This window comes from Burkholderia paludis (assembly GCF_000732615.1).
Classification (GTDB): domain Bacteria; phylum Pseudomonadota; class Gammaproteobacteria; order Burkholderiales; family Burkholderiaceae; genus Burkholderia; species Burkholderia paludis.
The window spans coordinates 54,799-81,176 of record NZ_JPGL01000045.1 but is presented as its reverse complement, the minus strand read 5'-3'; the positions used below and the strand labels follow the sequence as shown (position 1 = coordinate 81,176).

Genomic DNA, 26,378 nt, shown 5'->3' with positions numbered 1-26,378 from the left:
GGGGTGCGTCGGGGTCAGCGCACGGCCGGGCGGGGCGGGCTGCCGTCGAAGGCGTCCTGCAGCAGCGCGCGCAGGCCGTCGCGTTCGATCGGACGCGGGTTCCAGTACGGGTTGGCGGCCGCGAGATCGGCCGCCCGGTCGAGGTCGGCCTCCTGCATGCCGATCGCCTTCAGCGAGACCGGGGCGCCGTTGTCGCGCGCCAGCGCATGGATGCCGTACGCCGCGTCGGTCGTGCCGAGCGCACGGGCGATGCGCTGCAGCGCGTCCGGCGCGTGCGCCGCGTTGTACGCGAGCGCGTGCGGCAGCACGACCGTATGGGTCTGCGCATGCGGAAGATTGAAGCTGCCGCCGAGCGTGTGGCACAGCTTGTGATGCAGCGCCATGCCGACGTTGCCGAGCACCATTCCGCACAGCCACGCGCCGTACAGCGCATCGCTGCGCGCGCCGGGATCGGCGGCGTTTCTGCGCACGCCGGGCAGGCCGCGCGCAAGACCGCGGATGCCTTCTTCCGCGATCAGGCTCATGACCGGATTCGCGTTGCTCGCGTACAGGCCTTCCGCCGCGTGCGCGATCGCGTTGATGCCGCTCGTCACCGACAGCTCGACGGGCAGCGTGACGGTGAGCTCGGGATCGTAGATCACCGTTTTCGGCAGCACGCGCGCATCGGAACCCGTGCGCTTCACGCCGCCTTCGGTCAGGCCGTAGATCGGCGTCATTTCGCTGCCCGCGTATGTCGTCGGGATCGCGAGGATCGGCAGGCTGCTTTCGAGCGCGATCGCCTTGCCGAGGCCGATCGTCGAGCCGCCGCCGATCGCGATCGCGCAGTCGGCCTCGTGCGACCGGGCGAAGGCCTGGGCGTCCCGGGCGATTTCGATCGGCACGTGCATCGTCGCGCGGTCGTACAGCCCGGCGGCGCGCGCGCCGAGGCGCTCGACGATGCGTTGCGCGAGGTCGCGCTGCTCGGGCGTGCAGAGCACGAGCGCACGCTGCGCACCCAGTTCCAGCACTTCGCGTTCGAGATGCTGCAGGCTGCCCGCGCCGAAGATCACGCGTGCGGGACGCGCCTGGTAGATGAAGTTCATGTCGCCGTTACTCCGTTGCGTAGTCGACCTGGTGGCGCGCGATGCGCAAGCCCGTCAGCGCATCGCGCACGCGTTCGTGTTCAGGGTGCTTCGCATAGGCGTCGAGCGCCGCGCGCGATTCGAATTCGGCCACGAGAATGAGATCGCACGCGTAGTCGGCCGCGCTGAAATCCGCGCCGACCTCGAGGTGCGTCATGCCCGGAATCCGGCCGCGCAGGCTCTCGAAGGCCGCCTTCACGTCGGTGCGCGCCGCCGCGCGCTCGCGATCGGTCTCGCCGGCAACCTTCCACATCACGACGTGGCGGATCATGCGGCACGCTCCGACGGATTCAGCACGAAGTCGTAATCGAGCGTGTAGAACGGCGTGTCCATGCGCGAGCCGTCGGGCGCGGTGCCCGGCGCGTGCCGGACCCAGTCGGCGACGAGCGTCGAGCGGACGCCGAACACCGCATCCGAGTCGAGATAGCGGTCGCCGTCGCGGAACACGTGCGTGATCAGCGTTTCGTAGCCGCGCGCCTCGATCATGAAATGCAGGTGCGCGGGGCGCCACGGATGGCGGCCGAGCGCCTCGAGCATCGCGCCGACGGGGCCGTCGTGCGGGATCGGATACGGCTCGGCCAGGATCGAGCGGAATGCGTAACGGCCGTCCGCGCCGGTCCGCAGCCGGCCGCGCGCGCGATGCGTGACGGACCCGTCGTCGGCCGGCAACTGCACGTCGTAGTGCCCGTCCTCGTCGGCCTGCCAGACTTCCAGCGACGCGTGCGGCACCGGCGTGCCGTCGATGCCGCGCACATGGCCCGCTACGAAGCAGGGCGCGCCGCACGCGCCGTTCGCGATGTCGTCGAACATCCCGAACTCGCGGCTGCCTTCGACGTAGAACGGGCCGAAGACGGTCGCCTCCGTGCAGCCGGCCGGTTTCGCATGGTTTTGCGCGGTGACGAGCGTCGACAGCCCGAGCACGTCGGACAGCAGGATGAACTCCTGGCGCTTGTCGTCGGTGATGTGGCCGACCGCCGTCAGGAACCCGATCGCGGCCTGCCATTCGGCTTCGGTGAGCCGGGTGTCGCGGGCAAACGAATGCAGGTGCTGGACCAGGCTGGTCATCACGGTGCGCAGCCGCTCGTCGCGGCAGCCGCGCAGCGACGCGATCACGGCCTGCGTGATGGTGTCTTCGTTGAGATTGCGCATTGGGGTTGTCTCCTGATGTCGTTCGATGGCGCGTTGACGTAACATTAATTCCTCCCGAAGCCGTAAAAAAGATGGTTGAAAGGAGTTTTGTTCTCCGCTGGGTGGAATAATCGGACGTATGGACAAGTGGACGCAGATCGAATTTTTCGTGCAGGTGGCCGAACTGGGCAGCCTGTCGAAGGCCGCCGAGCGGCTCGGCATGTCGAGCGCGGCGGCGAGCCGCTGCCTGAACGCGCTGGAGGAGCGCCTGGCGGCGCGGCTCGTGGAGCGGACCACGCGCCGTCTGTGGCTGACGGATGCGGGGCACGAGTACCACCGGCGCTGCGTGGCGATCCTGACGGAGATGTCGGAGGCGGACGCGGCGGTCAACGAGGCGAGCGTCAATCCGGCCGGCACGCTGCGGGTGACGGCATCGGTGTCGTTCGCGTCGATCTACATCGCGCCGGCGCTGCCCGAGTTTCATCGGCGTTACCCGAACCTGAACGTGCAGATCGTCGCGGCGAACCGTTATCCGGATTTCATCGAGGCCGGCATCGACGTGGCGATCCGCACGCGCGAGCACGAGGCCGATTCGGGCATCACCGTGCGCAAGCTCGCCGAGACGCGGCGCGTGCTGGCCGCGTCGCCCGGGTATCTCGCGAAGCACGGGGCGCCCGCGACCCCCGACGCGCTGGGCTCCCACCGGATGCTGGTCTACAACCTCGCGAACGATCCGTACGTGCTGCATTTTCGCCAGGGCGCGAAGAAGCAGTCGGTCACGATCAAGAGCGTGCTCGATGCGAACGAAGGGCAGGTGATCCGCGCGGCCGCGCTCGCCGGCTTCGGCATCCTGATCCAGCCGCTCTACATCATTCACGACGATATCGTCGCGGGCAAGCTGGTGCCGGTGCTCACCGACTGGCAACTGCCGGCGCTGACCGTCAATATCGCGTACCAGAGCCGCCGTCACCAGCCGGCGAAGATCCGCGTCTTCACCGAGTTCCTGATCGAGCGCTTCGAGCGCCTCGGCCTCGCGCGCAAATGGCAGGAAGTCGGCGGCTGAGCGCGCGCCCGCGCCGCACCGCGGCCCATTTCTCCGCGTAACGGAGAACTGTTCTCCCGGGCGTCGGCTTTTTCGCCGCCGCCTGGCGTTTTACATTCCGTCTCCCCGGGCCGGCAGTGTGCGGCTCGCGATCACACGACAACAATCCGGTTTGGAGACGACATGAAACACGCATTGCGACGGGTGCCGTTGGCACTCCTGATCGCCGGAGCCGTTCACGTTCCGGCATCGGCTACCGAAGGCGGGCAGATCAGCTATCCGTTCGGCGTCAACACGGTGATGAACGGGCTGCTGCCGCCGCCGGGCGGCACGCAGTACTTCAACTATTCGCTTTACTACACGTCGAACCGCTTCGCCGGGCCGGACGGCGGCAGCGCGGTGCCGGGTTTCCACCTGAGCCTGGTCGCGGAAACGCCGCGCGTCGTCCATACCTGGGACGCGACGCTCGGGCCGTTCTCGCTGTCGAGCAGCGCGATCGTGCCGATCGTGCATCTGCACCTGTCGACGCCGGGCGGCACCGGCAATCATACGTCGCTCGGCGACGTGATCCTCGAGCCGCTCATGATCAACTACGCGAACGCATCGAAGACCTTCTTCGCGTTCTTCTCGCCGTCGTTCGCGGTGCCGACCGGCGCGTATGCGGTGAACCGGATCGCGAACCCGGGGCTGAACACCTATGCGTTCCTGCCGTACGTCAGCACGACGTGGTTTCCGGGCCGCGACTGGGAGATCTCGACGACCACGCTGCTGGAGCTGAATTCGCCGAACCACGCGACGCAGTACCACTCGGGCGCAGTGGCGGTGCTCGACTACCTGATCGGCTATTCGATCGACCGGCGCGTGCAGCTCGGCGTGCAGGGCACGGTGCTGAAGCAGTTCACGGACGATACGCAGGACGGCGTGAAGGTCGCGTCGGACGGCTTTCGCGGACAGTCGGTCGCCATCGGCCCGCAACTGCGTTACATGTGGGGGCCGGCTTCGGGTGTGGTCGTGAAGTACCAGCACGAGTTCGCGGTGCGCAACCGGTCGCAGGGCGACAAGCTGTGGGTGCAGTTCAGCTTTCCGCTGTAGGCGGGTTCGCCGCGCCGGCCGGGCGCGGCGCGCGTCACGACCGCGGCGGCGGCGCGTAGCGGTCGTCCGTGTGCGCGAACGTCACGATCTCGACGCGGCGATCCGGTTGCAGGCACGCGACCAGGCGATCGTGCGACTGATTGTCGGTGCACTGCGTGATCGGATCCTGTTCGCCGAGCCCGCGCGCGTCGATGCGGTCGGCCGGAATGCCTTGCTCGACGAGCAGCGCCTTCACCGCGTCCGCGCGCCGCTGCGACAGCTGCTGGTTGTACGCCGACGCGCCGAGCCGGTCGGTGTAGCCGCGCACTTCGATGCGCCCGATGCGGGTGGCGTTCAGCTTCGCCGCGATCTCGCGGATGTCGGCGCGACCGCCCGGCAGGATGTCGGCGAGGTCGCCGCGATCGAACGCGAACAGCGCGTCGGCGGACAGCCGCATCACCTGCGCGACGGGGGCGACCGGCGGGGCGGGCGGCGCGACCACGACTCGGCGTTCGACCTCGTTCCAGTGGCCGGGCACCCAGACGTAGCGGCCGTATTGCCAGCCCCAGTAGCCGTGTGCCCAGGCATGGCCGGCGCGCGGCGCCGGTGCGGCTTCATAGACCGGCGCGGGCGGCGCGAGCACCACGACTTGCGCGGCGGCCGGCGCGATGTCGCCGCACCAGGCTGCCACGACGGCGCCGCAGGCGGCCAGCATGAATGCGATGCGACGGTACGGGGCGCTTGCTTCGCGACGGGCGGTGAGTGTTTTCATGATGAGCAGTCCAGCGTATCGAAGGTTGGATCGGGTGGCGCGGAACGATCGTTTGCGCGGTGATTCAAGGCTAACGGGGTCGATGATGAAAAGCCTTTGCGGTGTGTAAGCAAACGTCGCCGCGGAATTCGGCCGGCGGGAGCGGGCAGGCGCCGCGCGGGCGCGGCTCGATGCGATGCGGGTGGCGTCCGGCGGGGTAACGGGGCGTAATGCGGCGGATGCGGCGGGGCCCTCGCGCAGGGGCCGCGAGTCGCATGCCGGACGGGTGCGTGCGATTCCGGTATCGCATGTGCGGCGTCGTCGTTGTCGGCAGCGATGCGCATCCGGGGCGCTGCCAGTCCATTCCCCGGGGTACGGGAATCGTTTGAAAGTGTGCTGGAGTACTGAACGATTGCAGCGAAACTGATAGGGCGATGCATGTTCGCGGTTACACCGGGCGCATCGGGCCGCGATTCCTGACAAAACCCTGACGATTCACTTGATATAACGTATCATCCGACGTTTGCGTCGCCGGCTGGCCGCGGTTGCAGGGGAGGCCAGGCCGCAGGCGATGGAACCACACGACGACCGATACGAAGTGACGAAGACGAAACACATGCGGACTCGCGACGCACGACGGCATGCCCCGTCGCGTCGCGACGACGGGGGCTGGCGCGCGCACGCCGCGCACGGATGCGCGACCCTGCTGGGTTGCGCGATGGCGACCTCCGGCGCGCTGGCCGCCGAAACGGCGGCGCCGGCGCCGGACGAACGCCACACGCTGCCCGCCATCAGCGTCGCCGCGCGCGCGGCGCCGCCCGATCCGCTGACGCTGCCGCTCGAAACGGGCTCGCGGCTCGGGCTCGCGAGCCTCGACACGCCCGCGAGCGTCGAGACGGTGACGGCCGACACGATCGAGGCGCGCGGCGATCGCACGGTGCTCGACGCGGTCACGCGCACGGCCGGTTTTGCGAGCGCGATGGCGCCGGGCACCGGCGGCACCGCACTGAGCGTGCGCGGCTTCAGCGGGCAGGAATCGGTGATGACGCTGCTGGACGGCGTGCGGCTCATGCCGGCCGCCGGCACGATCACGTTTCCGTTCGATACCTGGTCGGTCGAGCGCATCGAGGTGCTGCGCGGCCCGGCGTCGGTGCTGTACGGCGAAGGGGCGATCGGCGGCGTCGTGAACGTGGTGCCGAAGCGGCCGCAGCGCGCCCGCGAGACGACGCTGCAGGTCGGTGTCGGCCCCGACGGTGCGAAGCGCGTCGCGGTCGACACGACGGGCGCGCTCGGCCCGCGGCTGTCGTACCGTTTCTACGCGAGCGATGCGCGCGCCAACGGCCTCGCGGCGCGTGCCGACACGCATACGACGGCGGTCGGCGGCGCACTGAAGTTCGACGTGAGCCCGCGCTTCACGCTGACGCTCGACTACGACTACGGCCGCCAGATGCCGGCGACGTACTACGGCGTGCCGGCGCCGAACGGCGTGCTCGATCCGTCGCTGCGCAAGCTCAACTACAACGTCGGCGATGCGACGATTGCGTACTACGACCAGTGGACGCGACTGTCGGCGAGCTACCGGCCGACGGCGGGCGTGACGATCGACAACCAGCTCTACTACCTGACGTCGAACCGCCACTGGCGCAATGCGGAATCGTATGCGCTCGAACCCGCCACCGGACAGGTGACGCGCAGCGACTATCTCGACATCGGCCACCACCAGCGGCAGATCGGCGACCGGCTGAGCGCGCGCGTCGACGGCACGCTGTTCGGCCGCGCGAACCGCTTCGTCGTGGGGACGGAATTCAGCCAGATCACGTTCGACGGCACCAACAATTCGCCGTATGGCGGCGAATCGACCGTGGCCGCGCACGGCTTCGATCCCGGCGTGTTCGCGAGCCCCGACCCGACGGTGCCGCAGTTCAGCACGCGGGCGCGGCAGGCCGCGGTGTTCGCCGAGAACCGGCTCGAGGTGCTGCCGCGGCTCGCGTGGGTGAGCGGCCTGCGTTACGACCACATCGCGTTCAGCCGCGAGCAGGCGGCCACCGGCGCCGGCTTCGACAAGCGATTCGCGAACGTCGGCTGGCGCACGGGCTTCGTGCTCGAGGTCGCGCCGACGCTCAGCGCGTATGCGCAGTACACCACGGGCGCGGAGGGGCTCGGCTCGCTCGTGACGCTGTCCGCGTCGCAGGCGGGTTACCGGCTCGCGACCGGCGAACAGTGGGAAGCGGGCGTCAAGCAGACGCTGCTCGACGGCCGTGCGTACTGGACCTTCGCCGTATACGACATCACGAAGCGCAACCTGCTCAGCACCGATCCGTTCAATCCGGCGCTGCGCCAGCAGGTCGGCAGGCAGTCGTCGCGCGGCACCGAACTGACGGGCGGCGCCCGGCTGCCGTACGGCTGGACGATCGATGCGAACGTCGCGCTGCTGCGCGCGCGCTACGACGTGTTCGACCAGAAGGTCGGCGGCGCGATCGTGTCGCGCGCCGGCAACGTGCCGTCCGGCGTGCCGCAGCAGACGGCGAACCTGTGGCTCGGCTGGGCGTTCGCCGAGCGCTGGCAGGCGAATGCGGGCATGCGCTACGTCGGCGCGACGTACGGCGACGACGCGAACCGCGTGCAGGTGCCGTCGTACACGGTGTTCGACGCATCGCTGCGCTGGCAGCCGACGTCGCGCACCGAGCTGGCGCTGTACCTGCGCAATCTCGCGAACCGCACGTATGCGGTGACGACGTCGAACGGCGGCGAGCAATGGCTGCTCGGCCCGTCGCGCTCGGCGGAGCTCGTCGCGACGATGCGTTTCTGAGCGAGGCGAAGATCCCGTGGCGCACATGCTCGACATCGAACGCGTGAGCTGGTCCCCCGGCGGCGCGGTCGCCGTGCTCGATTCGGTGACGCTGAGCGTGGCCGAAGGCGAGTTCGTCGGGCTGATCGGCCCGAACGGCAGCGGCAAGACGAGCCTGCTGCGCTGCGTGTTCCGCTACGCCCGGCCCGATGCGGGCCGCGTCGCGCTCGACGCCCGGGACGTGTGGCGCATGCGGCCGCGCGCGGTCGCGCAGCGCATCGCGGTGCTGCAGCAGGAGACGCCGGACGATTTCGGGCTGACGGTCGACGAGCTGGTCGGCATGGGCCGCACGCCGCACCAGCGGGCACTCGACGGGGAATCGGCGGACGATCGCCGGATCGTCGACGCCGCGCTGCGCGACGTCGGTCTCGTCGAGCGTCGCGCGCAGCGTTTCGCGTCGCTGTCGGGCGGCGAGAAGCAGCGCGCGCTGCTGGCCCGCGCGCTCGCGCAGCAGCCCGAGCTGCTGCTGCTCGACGAGCCGACCAATCACCTCGACCTGCGGCATCAGCTCGAACTGCTCGCGCGCGTGCGACGCCTGCGCATCGCGACGCTCGCGACGATTCACGACCTCAATCTCGCGGCCGCGTATTGCGACCGGCTCCACGTGCTCGCGCACGGCCGGATCGTCGCGTCCGGCGCGCCGGCCGACGTGCTGACCGACGCGCTGCTGCGCGACGTGTTCGGCGTCGCCGCGCTCGTCGACCGCCACCCCGTCACGGGCCGGCCGCGCATCACGCCGCTTCATCCGGAATGACCGCCATGCTCTGCTTTCCCGCCTTGTCCGCCGTATCCCGCCGGCTGCTCGTTGCCGCGGCGCTCGGTTGCGCCGCCGTTCACGCGGCGGCATATCCCGTCACCGTGCGCAGCTGCGATCGCGACGTGACGTTCGAGCGCGCGCCGTCGCGCGCGGTCAGCAACGACGTCAACCTGACCGAGATGATGCTCGTGCTGGGCCTGAAGGACCGGCTCGTCGGCTACACGGGCATCGGGGGCTGGAAGACGGGCACCGCGCACGTGCGCGCTGCGCTGCGCGGCGTGCCCGAACTGGCGAGCCAGTATCCGTCGCTCGAGGTGCTGGCCGCCGCGCGCGCCGACTTCTATCTCGCCGGCTGGAACTACGGGATGCACGTCGGCGGACCGGTGACGCCCGCGACCCTCGCGCCGTTCGGCATCCGGACGTATGAGCTGACCGAATCGTGTTCGCACGTGATGAAGCAGTCGGCCGCGTCGTTCGACGACGTGTTTCGCGACCTGGACAATCTCGGCCGGATCTTCGGCGTGGAGGCGCGCGCCGCGCAGGTCGTCGCCGCGATGCGTGCGCGTCTCGCGGCGGTGTCGCGCGCGATCGGGCGCCCGGCGCCGCTGCGCGTGTTCGTCTACGACAGCGGCACCGACAAGCCGATGACGGCAGGCGGGCTCGCGATGCCGACCGCGCTGCTGACGGCGGCCGGCGCGCGCAACGTGATGGACGACGTGCCGCGCAGCTGGACGCAGGTGAGCTGGGAAAGCGTGGTCGCGCGCGATCCGCAGGTGATCGTGATCGTCGACTACTCGGCGGTGACGGCCGGGCAGAAGCAGCAGTTCCTGCTGAGCCAGCCGTCGCTCGCGCGCGTGGCCGCGATTCGCGACCGGCGTTTCGTCGTGGTTCCGTACGATGCGGCGACGCCGGGCCCCGAGAACGTCGCGGCCGTCGAGACGCTCGCGCGCGCTTTCTATCCGGCCGCGTTCGCCGGGCCGGCGCGATGAGCGTGCCGGTGCGGGCGACGCGGCCCGGCCTGCGCACGACGGTGGCTGCGCTGGCGTTGTTGCTGGCCGTATCGATCGTCGCGTCGGCCGCGTTCGGGCCGGCGCCGATCGCGATGCCGGCTGCCGTGCGGATCGTCGCCGCGCACGTCGCGTCGGCGTTCGGCGCGGCCGGCGGGTTCGCGGCCGCCGCGGGCGACGACAGCATCGTGTGGCTGATCCGCATGCCGCGCGCGCTGCTGGCCGCGATCGTCGGCGCGACGCTGGCGGCGGTCGGCGTCGCGTTGCAGGCGGCGACCGCGAACCGCCTGGCCGATCCGCACCTGCTCGGCGTGAGCGCGGGCGCGATGCTCGGCGCCGTCGCGGTCACGGTGCTGGCCGGGGCGGCGTTCGGCCCGTTTACGCTGTCGGCCGCCGCCTTTGCGGGTGCGCTCGCGGCGACCGCCTGCGTCGTCGCGCTCGCCTACCGGCGCGGCCGGCTCGAATCGGACCGGCTGCTGCTCGCGGGCGTCTCGGTGTCGTTCATGATGGCCGCGTTCGGCAACCTGCTGCTGTATCTCGGCGATCAGCGCGCCGCGTCGTCGGTGCTGTTCTGGATGCTCGGCGGCGTCGGGCTCGCGCGCTGGGATCTGCTGCCGGTGCCGGCCGTGTGCGCGGTGCTTGCCGGCGGCGCGTTGTACGCGCGGCGTCGTGAACTGAACGCGCTGATGTCGGGCGATGTCGCGGCGGCCGCGCTCGGCGTGCCGAGCGCGCGGATGCGGCGCGAGGTGTTCGTCGTCGCGTCGTTCGCGACGGGGGCGATGGTCGCGGTGAGCGGCGCGATCGGCTTCGTCGGGCTCGTGACGCCGCATCTGTGCCGTCGCGTCGTCGGCGCCGAGCACGGCAGGCTGCTGCCGGTGGCCGCGCTCACGGGGGCGATCCTGCTCGTGTGGGCCGATGTCGCCGCCCGTACGCTCGCGGCGCCGGAGGATCTGCCGATCGGCGTCGTCACCGCGATGTTCGGCAGCCTGTTCTTCGTCGCGCTGCTGCGGCGCCGGTGAGTGGGGCGCATGCGGCGGCTTGGGGCAGGTGCTCAAGCGATCAGGCGATCAGGCGATCAGGCGATCAGGCGATCAAGCGAGGGCGGCAGCGGCGCCCGTCGCACGCTTTATGGCCGCGGCATGGCCGTGCCCGTACCGCGGCCCGGCGCGTTTGAATGGACGAGCGCGCCCGTCACGTCGAAGAGACCTTCCGGCAGTGTTCGCGCGGGCAGCGTGATCACGAAGCGTGCGCCGCCGAGCGGAGAATCCTCGAGCCGCACGTCGCCGCCGTGTACCTGCGCGACGCGTCGCACGATCGCGAGGCCGAGCCCGAATCCGCCGGTCTGCCGGTCGCGGCTGGAGTCGAGCCGCTGGAACGGCTCGAACACGCGGGCGCGTTCGGCGACCGGAACGCCGGGGCCGTCGTCGTCGACGCTCAGCACGAGCGCGCCGGCCCGGTCGCTTTCGGCGGCGAGCAGCACCGTGCGCGACGCATAGCGCGCGCCGTTGCGGATCAGGTTCAGCAGGGCGCGGGCGACGAGTTTCGGGTCGCACACATGGGTCGCGGGCGCGTGGAGCGTCGACACGTCGAGCGCGATGCCGCGATCGGCAACGTCGTTCGCGACGCTGCCGGCGACGCTGTCGATCAGCGCATCGATGCCGACTTCCATCGGTGCGAGCTGGCTCGCCCCCTGTTCGAGCCGGCCGATCGTCAGCAATTCGGTGACGAGCTCGTCGAGCTCGCGCACGTCGCGCCGCAGCGCGTCGCGGCGTTCGCGCATGCGGCCCGTCTCGTCGGGTTCGGCGAGCAGCGCGAGCCCGAATTCGAGCCGTGCGAGCGGCGTCTTAAGTTCGTGCGAGATGCCGTGCATCATTTCACGCTGCTGCTTGATCGACGCCTCGATGCGCTCGGCCATGTCGTTGAACTGCTGCGACAGTTCGAAGATGTTCGACTTGCCCGACAGCTTCACGCGCGTGGACAGCGTGCCGGCGCCGAACGCGTGCGCGGCGTCCCGCAGCTTGCGCAGGTCGCGCCAGTGATAGTGCAGCCACAGCACGACCGCGAACAGCGTGCCGAGCGCGAGCAGCAGGTACGCGTAGATCTTGATGTCGAGATCGGGAGCTTCGTTCGGCCGCGCGTGCAGCACGGAGCCGTCGGCGAGCGGCATGTAGTAGTCCTTGCCGTTGTAGCTGATCGCGATGCGGCCGGCATCGAGATCGCGCAGCGGCGTGCCGCTCAGCTGCGCACGGGCGGCGGGCATCGACATGAAGCCGAATCCCTCGTTGCCGTGTTGCGCGAGTTCGCGCAGCGCAAGCGCGCGCTGCCCGCCCGGATGGCGTTCGAGGTAGTCGTTGAGCACGAACGCGTAGGTCGACAGCGAGTCGCGCTGCGCCTGCGCGACGCGCTCGTAGAAGATCCGGTCGAACGTCAGCTGGATGAACATGATCGACGCGCCGACGAACAGGATCACGACGAGGTACAGCCTGATCAACGGACGCAGCATTTATTCGTCCCACGCGGAAGGGCTGAACAGGTAGCCGCGGCCCCAGATCGTCTTGATCTTGTGCGGCTCCGACGACGCATCCTCGAAACGGCGGCGCAGCTTCGAGATGCCGGAATCGACCGAGCGGTCGAGCCCGTCGAACTCGATCCCGCGCAACTGCTTCAGGATATCGTCGCGGCTCAGCACGGTACCGGCCGCGCGCGCGAGGATCAGCAGCAGGTTGAATTCGGCGGTCTTCAGGTCGACCGGCTCGCCGCGCCAGGTGACGGTGCGGTTCGGCGGCGAGATCGTCAGCTCGCCGAACACCAGCGCCGTGGGTGCGACGGCAGGCGCTTCCGCGGCGGCCGGCTGCGCGCGGCGCAGCAGCGCGCGGGCGCGCGCGACGAGCACGCGCGGCTCGATCGGCTTCGTCACGTAATCGTCGGCGCCCGTCTCGAGGCCCGCGATCTGGTCGTAGACATCCGCGCGTGCGGTGAGGATCAGCACGGGGATATTGGTGAACGCGCGGATGCGCCGGCACACCTCCATCCCGTCGAGGTTCGGCAGCATCAGGTCGAGTATCACGAGGGCCGGCTGGTGCTCGCGCACCGCGGCGACGGCGAGGTCGCCGCGCCGTACGACCGTCACCGCGAATTCATAGCCGTCGAGGTATTCGCGGACGAGCTGCGCGAGGCGGTCGTCGTCCTCGATCAGCAGCACGCGGTATTTGAGCGGATTGTCGTTCATGGTCTCCTCAGAATGCACGCGCGATCTCACCGCCCGGCAGGCGGAGGGCGGCGCGGCACGCAAATTCTATCCGGCGCGTGGAGGGCCGGGGGACGGGTACGACAATCTCGGACAATCGAACACAATTGAGCACAGATTCTGCGCAGATTCGGGACAGTCTTGGCGCAAGGCGGCACCTAGACTGCGGGCTCCGTCACTCTTATCTCAATATTGTGCGCCCAATCCTTCGCCGTTACCGCTATTGCATGCCGCTTGCCGGGCTGACCCTCGCCGCCGCCGCCCATGCGGAAAACCAGTATTCGCTGTCGCTCGGGGGCGGTTTCGCGCCGCGCTACCAGGGCAGCAACCAGTATCGCGGCGTCGTCGCGCCGTCGTTCTCCGCGCTCTTCGGCAACGGCTTCTTCATCGACAGCACCGAGGGGGCGGGCTACAAGCTGAACCTGCCGCACGGCGTGTTCGTGTCGGCGGCCGTGAGCTACGACGCCGGCCGTGCGGACGAAAACCGCTTCGACCTGCCGGGCTCCGACTACCTGAAGGGCATGGGCCGGATTCCGGGCTCGGTGCTGGTCGGCGTGCGCGCGGGCGTGACGCTGTTCGACGCGGCCGAACTGAGCGTCACGATCGATACGCCGGTGACGCACACGTCGCGCGGCGTGTCGGGCCACGTCGATCTCGCGGTGCCCGTCTTCAAGACCTCGCAGCACGAGATCGTCGTGACGGGTACCGTACACGCGGGCTCGGGGCGCTACACGCAGACGTTCTACGGAGTGACCGACGCACAGTCGATGACGAGCCGGTTCCGGCCGTATTCGACGAGCGGCGGGATCGACAGCGCATCGATGGCGGTCGCGTGGAACTGGACGCTGTCGCGGCACTGGTCCGTGCACGCGACCGGCGGCGTGACCCGGCTGCTCGGCCGCTACGGCGACAGCCCGATCGTCCAGTCGCGCAGCAACTACTACGGGATCGCCGGCGCCACCTACAAGTTCTGAGCGGATTGCCGCGGCAGGCGCGCATGCCGCATGCACGCACCGTGGCGCCGTGCCGCGTGCGGTAACATGCTGGCGGCTACGGCTACGGCTACGGCTACGGCTACGGCTACGGCTACGGCTACGGCTACGGCTACGGCTACGGCTACGGCTCAAATGCCGGAGTCGCGGCCGGGGTGCGCCGAGCCGACCTGGCTTCGTGCGACGGCAGCCGTCGCCCATGCGCCGCCCGCTCGGCCGGCGCATCGCCCGCGTTCCGCCGGGCACGAAAGGGAGAAACCGATGAAGAAGACGATCGCGATGCTGACGGCACTGGTTGCGAGCGCAACGTTTGCGGGATGCGCGAACATGGACGCGAAGAACACGAGCGCGGGCGGTCCGCCCACGAATGGCGGGCAGGCGTGCAAGGCGGACGCGGGGCCGGACGATGCGCTGGTCGGAACGACCGAGGCGGACGCGGCGGCGCAACTGGACGGCTGCCTGTGGCGCGTGCTCGAGCGGGACGGCAAGGCGTTGCCGGGGACGATGGACTACCGTCAGGAACGCCGCAATCTCGGCATTCGCGACGGCAAGGTGATCTGGGTGCGGCGCGGGTGAGCAACCGGGCCCGCGCGCACGGGACCGTCGTACCGGCCCGCGGGTTACTTCGAGATATACCAGAGCGCGTCGGTGCTGACGCGCGTGGCCGGCGGCGTCGCGGCCGGCGCCTGGGGCGTGGCGGCGGGCGGCGTGGCTGACGTCACCGCGGTGGGCCATGTGGCCGGCGCGTTCGACGCGGGCGAGGGCGTCGGCGTGTTCGCCGTGTTCGCGGTCGTGGCCGTTCCCGACGTCGACGGCGTATTCAGATACCACAGCGCATCGGCCGATGCCGTGCGTTTTGCCGGCGGACTGGCCGCCGTCGTCGTTGCCGCATTCGCTGCCGCGTTGCCCGGCTTCTTCGTCGCGGGGGCGCCCGCGGCCGTCGTCGCGCCGGTCGCGCCGGCCTGAGCGGTCATGCCGGCGTCGCCGCCCGCGCCGCGCTGCGCGCGCGCCTCGAACGGCCCGAGCTGGAAGATTAACGTTTGCGCGGGGCGCGTCAGGACGGCATACGGAAACTGCAGTTCCCACGACATCAGCACGCGCCCGGCCGACGTCTCGGTGAAGATCGCCGGCACGTGCTTCATGTCGCTGAACTGCACGTAGATCCGCGCACCGTCGTCGAAGACCTGGGTCGGCTTGGCCTGGTCCGCCCCCGTGACCGTCCATCCGAAGTTGTACGTGCCGGCCGGGCCGGCGGGGCCGCCCTGCGGCGGTTGAGGGGGCGGCGCGGCCGGCGAGATCGTGCGCGGGCGGGTGATCTGCTGCGGGGCGGACACGCTCAGGCTCGCGAACGGGTTGTACGCCTGTGCCTGCTGCGGCGGCGTAAAGGAAGGTGGAAGGATGGGCATGGGAGTATCCGGCGAATCCGGCATGGTCCGGATTGCATCATAGACCTTGCGCGCATAGGCGAGGCGCTTGTCGGGCGACGCGGAGTTGTACGCGCCGATTGCGTTCCAGTTCGGGCCGAGCTGGCGAATGTTCTGCGACAGGATCCATGCGCCGACATAGGCATTCGTGCATGCGTCGAACAGGCTTTCCCGCGTGATGCCTTCGCGCGCGAGCGTCGGCAGCCACGTGCTGTTGATCTGCATCAGGCCGATGTCGACCGTGCCGTTGGTGTTGGTGTTGACGGCGTTCGGATTCATGCCCGATTCGACCTGCGCGATCCCGCGCATCAGGCTGACGCTCACGTGCTGGAACGCGGCCGCGTCGTCGAGGCAATCGGCCCGCGCGACGCCGTGCAGCACGCACGACATTGCGATCGTCGAGGCGATTTTCAGCGTTTCGTGGCTGATCGAACAGGTGGTCTGACGCGGCATGGCAGGATGGGGCGGAATCCGGCCGCCCGGTGCAAGGAAATTACGCAGACGCGAAGTTTGCCATAGCGGGCAGGTAAATGGCTCGCGTCGAACTTTCCTTTGCATTTGCCGGTGCGCTTGCGACGCATCGGAATCGTGTCCGGTGAGGGGAGCGGCAACGCGCAATCGGCAAGAATGCCCGGTTGTTTCGGCGAATGCCGGCTTAATGGCGGCGCCGGGAATAACGGCGCACAAGGTCATGCGTGCCGGGAAAACCGGGTTGAATCAAATACGTCGGAAATTTCACGGCAACCGGTTTTCAGGCCGAAAAGGGCAACGGCCGAAAAGAGCAATAAAAGGGAAAAGGGCAATGAAAGGCCGTGCGAAAACCCTCGGCGGCCGAAACCGCCATGCCGTTCGACGCGGATCCGGCCGGCCGCGCGGCCGGCCGTTGCGGATCAGAAGCGGTGACGCAGGCCGAGATTGACCATCGTCTGCGAGCTCGTGCCCGCATAGCCGTACGAGCCGATCGACGCCTGCGCGGCCATCGAGCCGCCCTGGCCGTCGCCGGTCCGGCCGCTTGCGTGCTGATACGCAGCGCTCAGGTAGACGTCGGTGCGCTTCGACAGGGTGTAGTCCGCGCCGGCCGAGACCTGGTGATAGGTGGCCGACGTATCGCCGCCGGAGCGTGTGTAGCTGTAGCCGAGGCCGACCAGCAGCGCGTTCGTCGCCTGGTAGTTCACGAAGCCTTGCCCCGTGTCGTAGTGCTCGTTCGAGCCGAACGCCGAGCTGGCGTCGCGGCGGTACTGCGCGTTGCTGTAGCCGACGCCGAACGTGAACGGGCCGGCGGCGTACTGGCCCGCGATGCGCGCGATGCCGATCGAGTGCGCGCTCGCGTAGCCGCTGTTGACCGGGCCGTCGAACGTGCCGTCCGACGAGCTGGCCCAGTCGCTGCGCAGGCCGTTCGACGCGGGGCTGTTGGTCGCGTGGAAGTAGCCGCCCGCGACGCTGAACGGCCCGTTGTTGTACGACACGGCAGCCGAATACGAATTGGCGGCGCCCGTGCTGCCGGCGATGCCGCCGAACGAATACATCGCCGAGAACTGCAGGCCGCCATACACGGCCGACGTGAATTTCACCGCGTTGTCGACGCGGAAGCTGTTGTCGTAGTTGTCGACGTCGCCCGCCGTCGCGAACACGCTGCCGAGCGTGTTGTCGGCGGTGATGCCCTGTACGAGATCGATGAGCGGATCGTACTGGCGGCCGAACGTGAGCGTGCCGTAGCGGTCGCTCGTCAGGCCGACGAACGCCTGCCGGCCGAACAGGCGGCCGCCCTGGCCCTGCCGGCCGTTGCTCGGGTCGAAGCCGTCCTCGAGCTGGAACAGCGCCTTCAGCCCGCCGCCGAGATCCTCGGTGCCCTTCACGCCCCAGCGGCTTCCTGCCAGGTTGCCCGCGCTGCTGTTGCCGAGCATCCACGCGTTGTCCTTGCCCTGCGCATGGTTCACGTAGGTGAGCGACGTGTCGATCACGCCATACAGCGTGACGCTCGACTGCGCATGTGCGACGGGTATCGTCGCGCATGACGCGAGCGAAATCAGCGAGAGGGCCGTGCGTTTCATTTCATCTCCTTGCGCATTCGTTGGTGTTCGTGATCCGGAATGGCAGGAGACTACCGAGGCCGCCTGAAACGGCAAAAATGAAATTCTCTCTTGTAGCCTGGCGAAGACAGGGATCTCCTCCGGAATTCGCCATTGAAGGATTTGAATTGTTGGAAATCGCGCATCAATGATTTTTCATTGCGCCATTTTTGAATGAGGTCTTGCAGATCCCGAGATAATTTCCCGCGATTTCCGGGAAAACGACGGCGGCCGGAATATTGTTATCGATCCGTCAAATGATTATTGAACGAATTGAATCGACCGGGCTGTAAGGGATGTGTTAGCGGCATGACTCGTCGCTCGCGACGGCGCGGTGGCGTCGCCGGCCGCGCCGCACCGTCGTCGTCGCGCATCGAAACCGCAGGCGCAAGCTTACTTTTGTATATAATAATCATTCGCATTTACAAAATCGTTGACGCCTGCGCCTCCGGAACCCGGCCATGTCCGCTGACAAGCTGTCTCTCCATCGAGAAATCGACGCCCTCCATGTCGGCCACCACGCGTGGCTGCGCGGCTGGCTGAGCCGGAAGCTCGGTTGCGCGCACCGCGCGGCCGATCTGGCGCACGACACGTTCATGCGTCTGCTCGCGCGCGACGAGCCGATCGGCGCGGACGAACCGCGCGCGCTCCTGACGACGGTCGCGCAGCGCGTGCCGAGCAACCACTGGCGGCGCGAGCAGATCGAGCGCGCGTATCTCGACGCGCTCGCGCAGCGCCCGCTGACATATGCGCCGTCGCCCGAGGAGCGGGCCGTCGTGCTCGAGACGCTGCTCGAAATCGACCGGATGCTCGACGGCCTGCCGCTCGCGGCGAAGCGCGCGTTCCTGCTTGCGCAGCTCGACGGCCTCACGCAGGCGGAGATCGCAAGCGAGCTCGGCGTGTCGCTCGCAACGGCGAAGCGCTATCTCGTGAAAGCCGGCACGCAGTGCTTCTTCGCGATGGCGGCCTGACCGATGGCCGCCCCGGGAGCGCCGGCCGTGCCGCAGGACGTTGCGCGCCGCGCGGTCGAATGGTGGGTCGACCGGCAGGCCGGCCGCACCGACGACGCGTTCGTCGCCGCGCTCGCGCGCTGGCGCGCGGAGGATCCGGCGCACGACGCGGCATGGCGACATATCGAAGCAATGCAGCGCGGGTTCGGCCGGCCGGCGGCCGGGCTCGACCCGCAGGCCGCGCGCGCGGCGCTGTTGCCGGCGCGCGAGGGGCGTCGCGAGGCGGTCATCAAGGTACTGATCGTCCTGCTGTTCTCGGGCGGTGCCGAATGGATGGCGGAGCCCGCGCGGCGCGCGGCGATCTGGCCGGCCGACCTGCGCACGGCGCTCGGGGAGCGGCGCACGGTGACGCTCGCGGATCGCACGGTCGTCGTGCTCGATACCGATACGGCACTCGACGTGCGCTTCGACGATGCGGTGCGCAGCCTGCGCCTGCTGCGCGGCACGATCATGGTGACGAGCGGCCACGACGATCGCGCGCCCGTGCGGCCGCTCGTCGTGGCGACCGCGCAGGGCGAGTTGCAGCCGCTCGGCACGCGCTTCGCGGTGCGGCAGCGCGACGGCGCGACGCATCTCGAGGTGTTCGCCGGCGCGGTGCGCGTGCGGCCCGTCGATGCGGCGGCCGGTACGCGCATGATCGCGGCGGGCGAGGGCGCGGATTTCACGCGCGCCGCGATCGGCGCGCCGGCGCCGCTCGATGCGTACGCGTCCGCATGGACCGACGGCATGCTCGTCGCGTCGCACATGCGGCTGGCGGACCTCGTCGCCGAGCTCGACCGCTATCGTCGCGGCAGCCTGCGCTGCGATGCGGCCGTGGCCGACCTGCGCGTGTCGGGGACCTATCCGCTCGACGATCCCGCGCGCGTGCTCGACACGCTGAAGGCGACGTTGCCGATCGACGTCCGCTACGTGACGCGTTACTGGGCGACGGTCGTGCCGGCCCGCTCGTAAGCGTGGCGAAAAAATCGACGCCGGCCCGAGCTGTTTTTCGAGGTTCGCGTGACATGGGAAGTGAAAGCAGCACTGGCCCATCGTCCACCGACTTCCCGATCATGGTTTCCATCCGTCTCACATATCGGCGCCGCCGCGCGCCCGGCTGCGCCCGCGATGCCGGGCCGCTCGTGACCTGGGGAAAACGACCTGCTCGACGATCTCGCGATGACGGGCAAGCGTCATGACGTCGACTTCGGCGAAACGGGCCAGGAGCGCTGCCTGTGGCTCGTCGATGCGCCGCACCGGATCTCGGCCGGGCTGCCGGCCGGCGCGACGAACGTGTGCGGCAGGCAGGCGCCGATGAGCCGGGGCGAGCCGGGGCTCGGCGCGATCACGATCGCAACCGTGTACGGCCAAGCCGGGAAGGCCGCGATCTTCGCGTACGAGAAGGGCGCGACGATGGACTGCGAAGCGCTCGCGCCGGCCCGCCGCGTGATGTTCTTCCTCGACAACGACACGTTCGCGACCCTGTCGCCGGCCGGGATCGCGCTGTTCGACGCGGCCGTCGACTGGGCGGCCGGGCGGCGCTGAGCGGCGGCGCGCACGCTTACGCCGGCCTCGCGGCCCGCGGCGACCCGCGCCGCCGCGCCGCCGCTTCGATCAGCCGCGCGAGCGCCTGCGCCGGCTCGGACATCGCGTGCGGCGCGCGATGCACGAGCCCGATGTCGCGGTGGAACGTGTGGCGCCCGAGATCGATCGCGCGCACACCCGCCGGCCAGCGGCGATACGCGGCGGTCTGCGGCACGATCGCGACGCCGACGCCGTGCTCGACCAGCTTGACGATCGCATCGAGCTCGTCGAGTTCGCATGTGTCGCGCACCGCGATGTGCATCTTCTTCAGGAAGCGATCGACCTGGCGGCCGCCGAACGAGGCGCGGTCGTAGCGGACGAACGGCTCGCTTGCCAGCAGCGCGGCCCAGTCCTTGCCCGTCACGCCGCGCGGCACGATGAGCCGGAACGGCTCCTGCGCGAGCGTCGTCCAGTGCAGGTCGCTTTGCAGCGCGAACGGCGGCCGGATGATCGCGGCCATGTCGATGTCGCCCGCGTCGACCCGGTTGACCAGTTCGATCGACAGCCCCGGTATCACGCGCGTGCGGCATGCCGGATGGCGGCGATGGAAATCGGCGAGCGCGGCCGGCAGCAGGGCGTTCTGCACCGACGCGATCGCGCCGATCGTGACGCGCACGGCGGCCGGCGAGCCGGGGGCCGTCGAGCTCAGGCTCTCGTACAGGCCGATCAGCGCCTGCGCCTGGTCGAGCACGTGATGGCCCCTCTCGTTCAGGCGCGCCGAGCGGCCCTGCCGGTCGAACAGCGCGAAGCCGAGTTCGGCTTCGAGACGCTGCATCTGCGCGCTCACGGCCGCCTGCGTCAGCCCGATGCGGTTGCCGGCCGCCGCGAACGTGCCTTCCCGGGCGACCGCGACGAGGGTTTTCAGTTCGCGGATCATTCATCGATTCCATTTGTGAATCAGCCAACTATATATTGATTTTATTTTTGCTCGACGTTGTCTACCATGGTGCCGTCCTCGCGTCATGCGAGCGTTCCATCACGAGGCAACCATGGGTCTTTCCCCGTTTCACCTGGCGATCCCGGTCTACGACCTGCCGGCCGCGCGCGATTTCTACGGCCGCGTGTTCGGGCTGGAGGAGGGGCGTTCGAGCGCGCAATGGGTCGACTTCGACTTCTACGGGCACCAGCTCGTGATCCATGCGCATCCGAAGACCGCGTCGCAGGAAAGCGCGCACACGAATGCCGTCGACGGCCACGACGTGCCGGTGCCGCATTTCGGGATCGTGCTCGACTGGGCGAGCTGGGAAGCGCTGGCCGAGCGGCTGAGGTCGTTCGGCGTGACGTTCGTGATCGAGCCGTACGTGCGGTTCCAGGGGCAGGTCGGCGAACAGGCGACGATGTTCCTCTTCGATCCGTGCGGCAATGCGCTCGAATTCAAGGCGTTCCGCGACATCGGCCAACTGTTCGCGAAGTAACCGCGCTGCGCCGATCGAAGTTGGGTGCGAGAATGCCGGCTTCGGCCGCGCCGCGCACAGGCGCGCGGGCCGGCGTCGCGCCGCACGGCACCCCGCCGTGCGCGCCGTTCTCCAAGGAACCCGTATGGACCGTCACATCGCTCCGGTGGAGCTGAAGAAAGCCTACCGCCTTGTCAATCACGGCCCGACCGTGCTCGTATCGGCCCGTCACGACGGCGTCGACAACGTGATGGCTGCCGCGTGGGCGTGCGGGCTGGATTTCATGCCGCCGAAGCTGACGGTCGTGCTCGACAAGTCCGCGAAGACGCGCGAGTTCGTCGAGCGCAGCGGCATGTTCGTGATCCAGGTGCCGACGGCCGCGCAAATCCGGCTGACGCACGCGGTCGGCAGCCACAGTCTCGCGGAGCGGCCGACCAAGCTGAGCGACGCGGGCGTCACGCTGTTCGACATCGAAGGCCACGACCTGCCGTTCGTCGCCGGCTGCTCGGCCTGGCTCGCGTGCCGGCTGATTCCCGAGCCGCACAACCAGCAGGCCTACGACCTGTTCATCGGCGAGGTGGTCGCGGCGTGGTCGGATACGCGCGTGTTTCGCGACGGCCACTGGCATTTCGAGTCGGCCGATCCCGAGCTGCGCAGCCTGCATTACATCGCGGGCGGCAGTTTCTATGCGATCGGCGAATCGCTGCAGATCGATCCGGCCGCCGAGTAAGCGCCGGGCGCACCGCCGTTTTCCGTCAGGGCGTGTGCTTCACGTGCGCCGTTCCGCATCATTCCGATCGTCTGCGCACGCATCTGGAATCCGGATGTGCAGGCGGCGAAGCAATGGCTCGCGGGCATCGTGCGCGGCGATGCCGTGCGTGATGAATTGGATTGCCGGCGCTCGGCGCATTCAATGGCATGGTGCGCGATGCGCTCGGCGGCCGCGTCATGCGCTCGCTCGCGCCCGGCGCGCACGGCAACGCCAGGCCGGCCGGTTCGGCGCTGCCGGCGGTCGACGTGCCCGACTTGACCGGCGTGACGGCGGGCGTTGCCGCCCGGCGCCGGCCGGGGTCCGTCACGGAATCAGCAGTTCGCGGCGCCCGTCCGCGTGCTCGATGCGTTCGCCGGCGATGTGCAGGCGCTGGTCGTCGCGATAGTCGTAGACGGCGCGCGCCGCGGCGAGCTGGTCGAAATCGAGTTCGACCGCATGGCGCGATTCGGCAGCGCCGGCTTCGAAGATCAGGTTGCCGAACGGATCGGCCGCGAGGCTGCCGCCGGCGAACACGACATCGTGCGCGCTTCCGCCCACCCGATTGGCCACGACCGTGAACACCTGGTTCTCCATCGCGCGCGCCGTTGCCGACGTGCGGTGGACGTAGCGGTACGGTTCCATGTTGCCGTCGGTCACGAGGATCGCCTGTGCGCCGAGGGCGGCAAGCGCGCGGCGGGTTTCGGGGAATTCGCTGTCGTAGCAGATCAGCAGGCCGATCCGCACGCCGCGCCACTCGAGCGTCGCGTAGCGGTCGCCGGGCAGCACGACGCCACGCTCGCTGACCCACAGGTGCGTCTTGCGGTAGCGCAGCGCGACGCCGTCCGGCGTGACGAACACGGTCGTGTTGTAGAAGCGGCCGCCGTCGTTCTCGATCAGCCCGACCACGACCGCGACGTCGCGTGCACGGGCGGCCGCGATGACCGCGCCGACGCTCGGGCCGTCGAGCGGCTCGGCGACTTCGGCGAGGTTCGACGGATCGAGGAAGCCGGTGAGTTGCGCTTCAGGAAACATCACGATGTCGGTGCCGGGCGCGCAGGTCGCGATCGCCTCGAGCGTGCGCTGCAGGTTGTAGTGCGTGTCGCCGTCGCGGCCGGCGAGCTGGACGATGTCGAGCTTCAGTTTCATGGGCGATGTCGCTGGGGCCGGTCGCCGGGGCGCCGGAAGGGGTGGGCAAGGAGGGCCCAGTATGCGCCGATCCCGCCGGTTTCCCATCCTGCCGGCGTGTTAACCCGTCGGGGGTATTGATTCCCGGGGCCGTGGCCGGGAGCATCCACTTTTTTTGAGTGGTCTGACCTGTCAAACCTCAAGTCGCGGGGCGGCAGGTCGTTAAATCCGTTTGCGTACTCATTTGACTGTTCGATAACAACGCGCAACCGGAGATCGCCGTCACCATGCTGTCATCCATTCGCACCCGAATCCTGGCAACTTGCGTCGCCATCGTCGTCACGGCGCTCGCCGTCACGGGAGGCCTCGTCTACGAGGTCGTCAAGCGCCACAACGACGAAACCATCGACCGGAACCTGCAGTCGGTTCTGGCCGGCCATGCGCTGGCGCTCGACGAGTGGATCGCGAGCCGGGCGCAGCAGACCCAGGCGCTCGCGGACACGCTGGCGGTCGGCGAAGGCGATCCGGTGCCGGCGCTGACGCTGCTCGGCAAGTCGGGCGGCTTCCAGGTGCTGACGCTCGGCCTGCCGGACCGCACCGCGTTCTCGAACGTCCCGCTTGCGCCCGGATACGATCCGACCGCGCGGCCGTGGTACCGGCAGGCCGTCGACGCCGGCCGGCTGGTCGTCACCGCGCTGTACCGCGATGCGACGACCGGCAAGCCGGCGTTCGCGTTCGCGGCGCCGGTCGTCCGGGGCGGCGCGCTGAAGGGCGTGCTGGCGGCGAGCCTCTACCTGGAGCGCGCCAGCGCGATCGTCGCGTCGATGCATCCGACGCCCGCGAGTTTCGCGTTCCTGGTCGACCGCAGCGGGCGCCTCATCGCCGGCGCGAAGACGGACCTGATCATGAAACCGGCCACGGAGCTGTCGCCGGCGCTGACGCCCGAGCGTCTCGCCGGGCTGCAGACCGTGACCGAGCCGGTGGCGGTCGAGGTGGACGGCGTGACCAAGCTGCTGCGCGCCCGCACGATCGCCGGTACCGACTGGTCGCTCGTGATGGCGCTCGACCAGGCGGACGTGACGGCCGGCATGCGGGCCGTGGCGACGACGACGCTCGTGGCCATCGTGATCGTGGCCTGCATCGCGGCCGCGCTCGTCGGCGCGCTGACGAACGCGGCGTTCCGGCGCGTGCTGCTGGTGCGCGACGCGCTGACCGACGTCGCGAGCGGCAGCGGCGACCTGACGAAGCGGCTGCAGGCGGACGGCGACGACGAAGCCGCGCAGATCGCGCGCGCGTTCAACGTGTTTGCGGAGAAGATCGGCGCGATCCTGCTGGAGATCCGCGGCTTCAGCGAATCCGTGAGCGTCGCGAGCGCGGAGATCGCGCAGGGCAACCAGGATCTGTCGAGCCGCACCGAGCATGCGGCGTCGAGCCTGCAGGAGACGGCGGCGGCGCTCGAGGAGATCGCCGGCACCGCACGCAACTCGGCCGATGCGGCGACGCAGGTGAACCGGCTCGCGGAATCGGCGTCGGGCGTGGCGATGCGCGGCGGCGAGGTGGTGAGCCGGGTGGTCGCGACGATGAGCGAGATCACGGCGGCCTCGACCGAAATCTCGAACATCATCGGCGTGATCGACGGCATCGCGTTCCAGACCAATATCCTCGCGTTGAACGCGGCCGTGGAGGCGGCGCGCGCGAACGAGCACGGGCGGGGCTTCGCGGTCGTCGCGGGCGAGGTGCGCACGCTCGCGCAGCGCAGCGCGCAGGCCGCGAAGGAAATCAAGCAGCTGATCGAGGCGTCGGTCGACAAGATCGAGGGCGGGTCGGGGCTCGTGCAGACGGCCGGCGCGACGATGGACGAGATCGTCGAGGGCGTGCGCGGCATTTCGAGCGTGATCGCGGAAATGACGGTTGCCGCGAACGAGCAGAGCACCGGGCTCGCGCAGGTGAACCAGGCGGTGTCGCAACTCGATCACGCGACGCAGCAGAACGCGGCGCTCGTCGAGGAGTCCGCCGCGGCCGCGGCGCTGCTGCGCGAGCAGGCGGCGCGGCTCGCGCAGACGGTCGGCGAATTCAAGCTCGCGCGTCCGGCGGCCGGCACGACGCCGGCGTGATGCGCCGCGCGGGGCGGAGGCGGCGCGGCCCGGACGGGCCGTGCGTCATCCGCCGGCCTGCGCGTTGAGGAACAGCGAAAACAGCTCGGACTGCGAATTGATCGCGAGCTTCCCGTAGATGTTGCGCCGGTGCACCTTGACCGTTTCCGCTGAAATCGCCAGCTTGTTCGCGACTTCCTTGTTCGACCGGCCGCTCAGGATCAGCCGGATCACGTCGAGTTCGCGGGCGGTGAGCGGCGTGCCGAGCCGCGCCATCGCCTGCTCGAAGCCGTCGTGCGCGCCGGGCCGGCGCGACGGCCCGTGCTCGGCGCACGCCGGCTCGAATGCCAGCCGCTGCCGCATCAGCCCGGCCACCCACGGCCGGATCAGGTCGAGCAGCGCAACCTGTTCGGGGCTGAAGCGCCGCTTGCTGCCGAGCGACAGGCACAGCGTGCGCGCGTCGTCGAGCACGACGTTGAACTGCACCTCGTCCTCGACGACGTTGTGCGTGAAATAGAGCGTGTAGTACTCGGTGTCGCGAAAGCATTCGGGCGCGACGTCGGACAGCCGGAACAGGCCGCTCCTCGGCGCGTCGCGGTTCGCGATGTAGAACGGGTCGAGCTGGTACAGGCCCTGCACGTAGTCGCGGAACAGCGGATCGGGGCCGCCGCCTTCGTACGGGCATTCGGCGAGCACCAGCGGGCGGCCGTCGCCGAACGTCAGCGCGACCCAGCTGTCGACCGCGACGTATTCCTCGATCAGCCGGATCAGGGCGAGCCAGAAGCCCGGCCGGTCGAGCGACTCGATGAGCCGCCCGACCGACCGGTGCCATGCGACATCCTGCAAGGTCAGGTTCATGCGTGTTCCGCGTCGGGCAGGACCGGTCGATGCGCCGTGCGTATCGAGCGGGTCCGGGAGTGAAGAACGAGATCGTAACGCCGGCCGGCGCGAATGACGAGGCCGCGACCCGTCCGTCTCCTGATAA

24 protein-coding genes and 1 pseudogene are annotated in these 26,378 nt (G+C 69.4%); 14 read left to right on the top strand and 11 right to left on the bottom strand.

Annotation, left to right across the window (positions count from 1 at the left end):
- Positions 1-14: 14 nt before the first annotated feature.
- Genes GQ56_RS0125215 through GQ56_RS0125205 form a run of 3 tightly spaced genes read right to left on the bottom strand, consistent with a single transcriptional unit; the run spans position 15 to position 2,270 of the window.
- Complete coding sequence (locus GQ56_RS0125215; RefSeq protein ID WP_031401283.1) at positions 15-1,082, bottom strand: maleylacetate reductase; 1,068 nt, start codon at positions 1,080-1,082, stop codon at positions 15-17.
- 7 nt (positions 1,083-1,089) lie between these two features.
- Entirely contained in the window at positions 1,090-1,392 is a 303-nt protein-coding gene (locus tag GQ56_RS0125210) for a Dabb family protein (RefSeq protein WP_031401282.1), read from the bottom strand.
- On the bottom strand, positions 1,389-2,270 hold the full coding sequence (locus GQ56_RS0125205; protein ID WP_031401281.1) for an intradiol ring-cleavage dioxygenase: 882 nt from the start codon (positions 2,268-2,270) through the stop codon (positions 1,389-1,391). Before GQ56_RS0125205 ends, GQ56_RS0125210 begins: the two co-directional genes overlap by 4 nt.
- 118 nt (positions 2,271-2,388) lie before the next feature.
- Between GQ56_RS0125205 and GQ56_RS0125200 the strand changes: the two genes are divergently transcribed.
- Positions 2,389-3,312 carry a LysR family transcriptional regulator gene (locus tag GQ56_RS0125200; RefSeq protein ID WP_031401280.1) on the top strand — a complete coding sequence of 308 codons (924 nt, stop codon included), beginning with the start codon at positions 2,389-2,391 and terminating at the stop codon, positions 3,310-3,312.
- A gap of 162 nt (positions 3,313-3,474) precedes the next feature.
- Positions 3,475-4,383 carry a SphA family protein gene (locus GQ56_RS0125195; protein ID WP_031401279.1) on the top strand — a complete coding sequence of 303 codons (909 nt, stop codon included), beginning with the start codon at positions 3,475-3,477 and terminating at the stop codon, positions 4,381-4,383.
- Between the two features lie 34 nt (positions 4,384-4,417).
- Here the strand turns inward: GQ56_RS0125195 and GQ56_RS40235 are convergent, their stop codons facing one another.
- On the bottom strand, positions 4,418-5,134 hold the full coding sequence (locus tag GQ56_RS40235) for an OmpA family protein (protein ID WP_052007327.1): 717 nt from the start codon (positions 5,132-5,134) through the stop codon (positions 4,418-4,420).
- Positions 5,135-5,831: 697 nt separating this feature from the next.
- Between GQ56_RS40235 and GQ56_RS0125185 the strand changes: the two genes are divergently transcribed.
- Genes GQ56_RS0125185 through GQ56_RS0125170 form a run of 4 tightly spaced genes read left to right on the top strand, consistent with a single transcriptional unit; the run spans position 5,832 to position 10,744 of the window.
- Positions 5,832-7,922 carry a TonB-dependent receptor gene (locus GQ56_RS0125185; RefSeq protein WP_031401277.1) on the top strand — a complete coding sequence of 697 codons (2,091 nt, stop codon included), beginning with the start codon at positions 5,832-5,834 and terminating at the stop codon, positions 7,920-7,922.
- Between the two features lie 16 nt (positions 7,923-7,938).
- Complete coding sequence (locus GQ56_RS0125180; RefSeq protein WP_031401276.1) at positions 7,939-8,715, top strand: ABC transporter ATP-binding protein; 777 nt, start codon at positions 7,939-7,941, stop codon at positions 8,713-8,715.
- Positions 8,712-9,707 (top strand): ABC transporter substrate-binding protein, encoded by a 996-nt coding sequence (locus GQ56_RS0125175; RefSeq protein WP_031401275.1) that lies wholly within the window; start codon positions 8,712-8,714, stop codon positions 9,705-9,707. The genes GQ56_RS0125180 and GQ56_RS0125175 overlap by 4 nt, the downstream gene beginning before the upstream one ends.
- Positions 9,704-10,744: a FecCD family ABC transporter permease gene (locus GQ56_RS0125170; RefSeq protein ID WP_031401274.1), complete on the top strand. Its 1,041-nt coding sequence runs from the start codon at positions 9,704-9,706 to the stop codon at positions 10,742-10,744. The genes GQ56_RS0125175 and GQ56_RS0125170 overlap by 4 nt, the downstream gene beginning before the upstream one ends.
- A gap of 107 nt (positions 10,745-10,851) precedes the next feature.
- On the opposite strand, the gene GQ56_RS0125165 is transcribed toward GQ56_RS0125170, so the two are convergent.
- Both GQ56_RS0125165 and GQ56_RS0125160 read right to left on the bottom strand, forming a co-directional pair.
- A complete protein-coding gene (locus GQ56_RS0125165; RefSeq protein ID WP_031401273.1) occupies positions 10,852-12,228 on the bottom strand; it encodes an ATP-binding protein in 1,377 nt (458 codons plus the stop codon).
- Positions 12,229-12,954, bottom strand: coding sequence for a response regulator (locus tag GQ56_RS0125160; RefSeq protein ID WP_031401272.1), 726 nt, complete (start codon positions 12,952-12,954; stop codon positions 12,229-12,231).
- Between the two features lie 245 nt (positions 12,955-13,199).
- On the opposite strand from GQ56_RS0125160, the gene GQ56_RS0125155 reads away from it, so the two are divergent.
- Together GQ56_RS0125155 and GQ56_RS0125150 are read left to right on the top strand one after the other, a co-directional pair.
- Positions 13,200-13,946, top strand: a complete 747-nt coding sequence (locus tag GQ56_RS0125155; protein WP_031401271.1) for a MipA/OmpV family protein — start codon at positions 13,200-13,202, stop codon at positions 13,944-13,946.
- Positions 13,947-14,225: 279 nt separating this feature from the next.
- Entirely contained in the window at positions 14,226-14,540 is a 315-nt protein-coding gene (locus GQ56_RS0125150) for a hypothetical protein (protein ID WP_031401270.1), read from the top strand.
- A 44-nt stretch (positions 14,541-14,584) separates the two neighbouring features.
- Here GQ56_RS0125150 and GQ56_RS0125145 read toward each other — a convergent pair whose 3' ends face one another.
- Both GQ56_RS0125145 and GQ56_RS0125140 read right to left on the bottom strand, forming a co-directional pair.
- On the bottom strand, positions 14,585-15,841 hold the full coding sequence (locus GQ56_RS0125145) for a lytic transglycosylase domain-containing protein (protein WP_031401269.1): 1,257 nt from the start codon (positions 15,839-15,841) through the stop codon (positions 14,585-14,587).
- A gap of 437 nt (positions 15,842-16,278) precedes the next feature.
- Positions 16,279-17,439, bottom strand: coding sequence for a porin (locus GQ56_RS0125140; protein WP_031401268.1), 1,161 nt, complete (start codon positions 17,437-17,439; stop codon positions 16,279-16,281).
- Between the two features lie 479 nt (positions 17,440-17,918).
- Here GQ56_RS0125140 and GQ56_RS0125135 point away from each other — a divergent pair, with 479 nt between their 5' ends.
- From GQ56_RS0125135 to GQ56_RS39565, 3 genes and pseudogenes are all read left to right on the top strand, one after another.
- The gene (locus tag GQ56_RS0125135) at positions 17,919-18,428 is read left to right on the top strand and encodes a sigma-70 family RNA polymerase sigma factor (RefSeq protein ID WP_031401267.1); all 510 of its coding nucleotides are present in this window, start codon (positions 17,919-17,921) and stop codon (positions 18,426-18,428) included.
- 3 nt (positions 18,429-18,431) lie between these two features.
- On the top strand, positions 18,432-19,418 hold the full coding sequence (locus GQ56_RS0125130; RefSeq protein ID WP_031401266.1) for a FecR domain-containing protein: 987 nt from the start codon (positions 18,432-18,434) through the stop codon (positions 19,416-19,418).
- A gap of 161 nt (positions 19,419-19,579) precedes the next feature.
- Positions 19,580-19,991: pseudogene (locus tag GQ56_RS39565) on the top strand (hypothetical protein); the annotation flags it as partial.
- 16 nt (positions 19,992-20,007) lie between these two features.
- Here the strand turns inward: GQ56_RS39565 and GQ56_RS0125120 are convergent.
- The gene (locus GQ56_RS0125120) at positions 20,008-20,907 is read right to left on the bottom strand and encodes a LysR family transcriptional regulator (protein ID WP_031401265.1); all 900 of its coding nucleotides are present in this window, start codon (positions 20,905-20,907) and stop codon (positions 20,008-20,010) included.
- Between the two features lie 112 nt (positions 20,908-21,019).
- Here GQ56_RS0125120 and GQ56_RS0125115 point away from each other — a divergent pair, with 112 nt between their 5' ends.
- On the top strand, positions 21,020-21,445 hold the full coding sequence (locus GQ56_RS0125115; RefSeq protein WP_031401264.1) for a VOC family protein: 426 nt from the start codon (positions 21,020-21,022) through the stop codon (positions 21,443-21,445).
- A gap of 124 nt (positions 21,446-21,569) precedes the next feature.
- On the top strand, positions 21,570-22,154 hold the full coding sequence (locus GQ56_RS0125110) for a flavin reductase family protein (RefSeq protein ID WP_031401263.1): 585 nt from the start codon (positions 21,570-21,572) through the stop codon (positions 22,152-22,154).
- Between the two features lie 345 nt (positions 22,155-22,499).
- Here GQ56_RS0125110 and GQ56_RS0125105 read toward each other — a convergent pair whose 3' ends face one another.
- Positions 22,500-23,321 carry a nitrilase-related carbon-nitrogen hydrolase gene (locus GQ56_RS0125105; protein WP_031401262.1) on the bottom strand — a complete coding sequence of 274 codons (822 nt, stop codon included), beginning with the start codon at positions 23,319-23,321 and terminating at the stop codon, positions 22,500-22,502.
- Between the two features lie 266 nt (positions 23,322-23,587).
- Between GQ56_RS0125105 and GQ56_RS0125100 the strand changes: the two genes are divergently transcribed.
- On the top strand, positions 23,588-25,414 hold the full coding sequence (locus GQ56_RS0125100) for a methyl-accepting chemotaxis protein (RefSeq protein ID WP_031401261.1): 1,827 nt from the start codon (positions 23,588-23,590) through the stop codon (positions 25,412-25,414).
- Between the two features lie 45 nt (positions 25,415-25,459).
- On the opposite strand, the gene GQ56_RS0125095 is transcribed toward GQ56_RS0125100, so the two are convergent.
- Positions 25,460-26,251, bottom strand: coding sequence for a response regulator transcription factor (locus GQ56_RS0125095; RefSeq protein ID WP_031401260.1), 792 nt, complete (start codon positions 26,249-26,251; stop codon positions 25,460-25,462).
- Positions 26,252-26,378: the final 127 nt, after the last annotated feature.

What these genes read in the sequence shown, in the direction of transcription:
- GQ56_RS0125140 (WP_031401268.1), bottom strand. Translation starts at nt 17,439, where the DNA reads ATGAAACGCACGGCCCTCTCGCTGATTTCGCTCGCGTCATGCGCGACG.
- GQ56_RS0125145 (WP_031401269.1), bottom strand. Translation starts at nt 15,841, where the DNA reads ATGCCGCGTCAGACCACCTGTTCGATCAGCCACGAAACGCTGAAAATC.
- GQ56_RS0125175 (WP_031401275.1), top strand. Translation starts at nt 8,712, where the DNA reads ATGACCGCCATGCTCTGCTTTCCCGCCTTGTCCGCCGTATCCCGCCGG.
- GQ56_RS0125105 (WP_031401262.1), bottom strand. Translation starts at nt 23,321, where the DNA reads ATGAAACTGAAGCTCGACATCGTCCAGCTCGCCGGCCGCGACGGCGAC.
- GQ56_RS0125205 (WP_031401281.1), bottom strand. Translation starts at nt 2,270, where the DNA reads ATGCGCAATCTCAACGAAGACACCATCACGCAGGCCGTGATCGCGTCG.
- GQ56_RS0125215 (WP_031401283.1), bottom strand. Translation starts at nt 1,082, where the DNA reads ATGAACTTCATCTACCAGGCGCGTCCCGCACGCGTGATCTTCGGCGCG.
- GQ56_RS0125150 (WP_031401270.1), top strand. Translation starts at nt 14,226, where the DNA reads ATGAAGAAGACGATCGCGATGCTGACGGCACTGGTTGCGAGCGCAACG.
- GQ56_RS0125110 (WP_031401263.1), top strand. Translation starts at nt 21,570, where the DNA reads ATGGACCGTCACATCGCTCCGGTGGAGCTGAAGAAAGCCTACCGCCTT.
- GQ56_RS0125160 (WP_031401272.1), bottom strand. Translation starts at nt 12,954, where the DNA reads ATGAACGACAATCCGCTCAAATACCGCGTGCTGCTGATCGAGGACGAC.
- GQ56_RS0125130 (WP_031401266.1), top strand. Translation starts at nt 18,432, where the DNA reads ATGGCCGCCCCGGGAGCGCCGGCCGTGCCGCAGGACGTTGCGCGCCGC.
- GQ56_RS0125185 (WP_031401277.1), top strand. Translation starts at nt 5,832, where the DNA reads ATGGCGACCTCCGGCGCGCTGGCCGCCGAAACGGCGGCGCCGGCGCCG.
- GQ56_RS0125195 (WP_031401279.1), top strand. Translation starts at nt 3,475, where the DNA reads ATGAAACACGCATTGCGACGGGTGCCGTTGGCACTCCTGATCGCCGGA.
- GQ56_RS0125200 (WP_031401280.1), top strand. Translation starts at nt 2,389, where the DNA reads ATGGACAAGTGGACGCAGATCGAATTTTTCGTGCAGGTGGCCGAACTG.
- GQ56_RS0125155 (WP_031401271.1), top strand. Translation starts at nt 13,200, where the DNA reads ATGCCGCTTGCCGGGCTGACCCTCGCCGCCGCCGCCCATGCGGAAAAC.
- GQ56_RS0125100 (WP_031401261.1), top strand. Translation starts at nt 23,588, where the DNA reads ATGCTGTCATCCATTCGCACCCGAATCCTGGCAACTTGCGTCGCCATC.
- GQ56_RS40235 (WP_052007327.1), bottom strand. Translation starts at nt 5,134, where the DNA reads ATGAAAACACTCACCGCCCGTCGCGAAGCAAGCGCCCCGTACCGTCGC.
- GQ56_RS0125120 (WP_031401265.1), bottom strand. Translation starts at nt 20,907, where the DNA reads ATGATCCGCGAACTGAAAACCCTCGTCGCGGTCGCCCGGGAAGGCACG.
- GQ56_RS0125135 (WP_031401267.1), top strand. Translation starts at nt 17,919, where the DNA reads ATGTCCGCTGACAAGCTGTCTCTCCATCGAGAAATCGACGCCCTCCAT.
- GQ56_RS0125170 (WP_031401274.1), top strand. Translation starts at nt 9,704, where the DNA reads ATGAGCGTGCCGGTGCGGGCGACGCGGCCCGGCCTGCGCACGACGGTG.
- GQ56_RS0125095 (WP_031401260.1), bottom strand. Translation starts at nt 26,251, where the DNA reads ATGAACCTGACCTTGCAGGATGTCGCATGGCACCGGTCGGTCGGGCGG.
- GQ56_RS0125165 (WP_031401273.1), bottom strand. Translation starts at nt 12,228, where the DNA reads ATGCTGCGTCCGTTGATCAGGCTGTACCTCGTCGTGATCCTGTTCGTC.
- GQ56_RS0125115 (WP_031401264.1), top strand. Translation starts at nt 21,020, where the DNA reads ATGGGTCTTTCCCCGTTTCACCTGGCGATCCCGGTCTACGACCTGCCG.
- GQ56_RS0125210 (WP_031401282.1), bottom strand. Translation starts at nt 1,392, where the DNA reads ATGATCCGCCACGTCGTGATGTGGAAGGTTGCCGGCGAGACCGATCGC.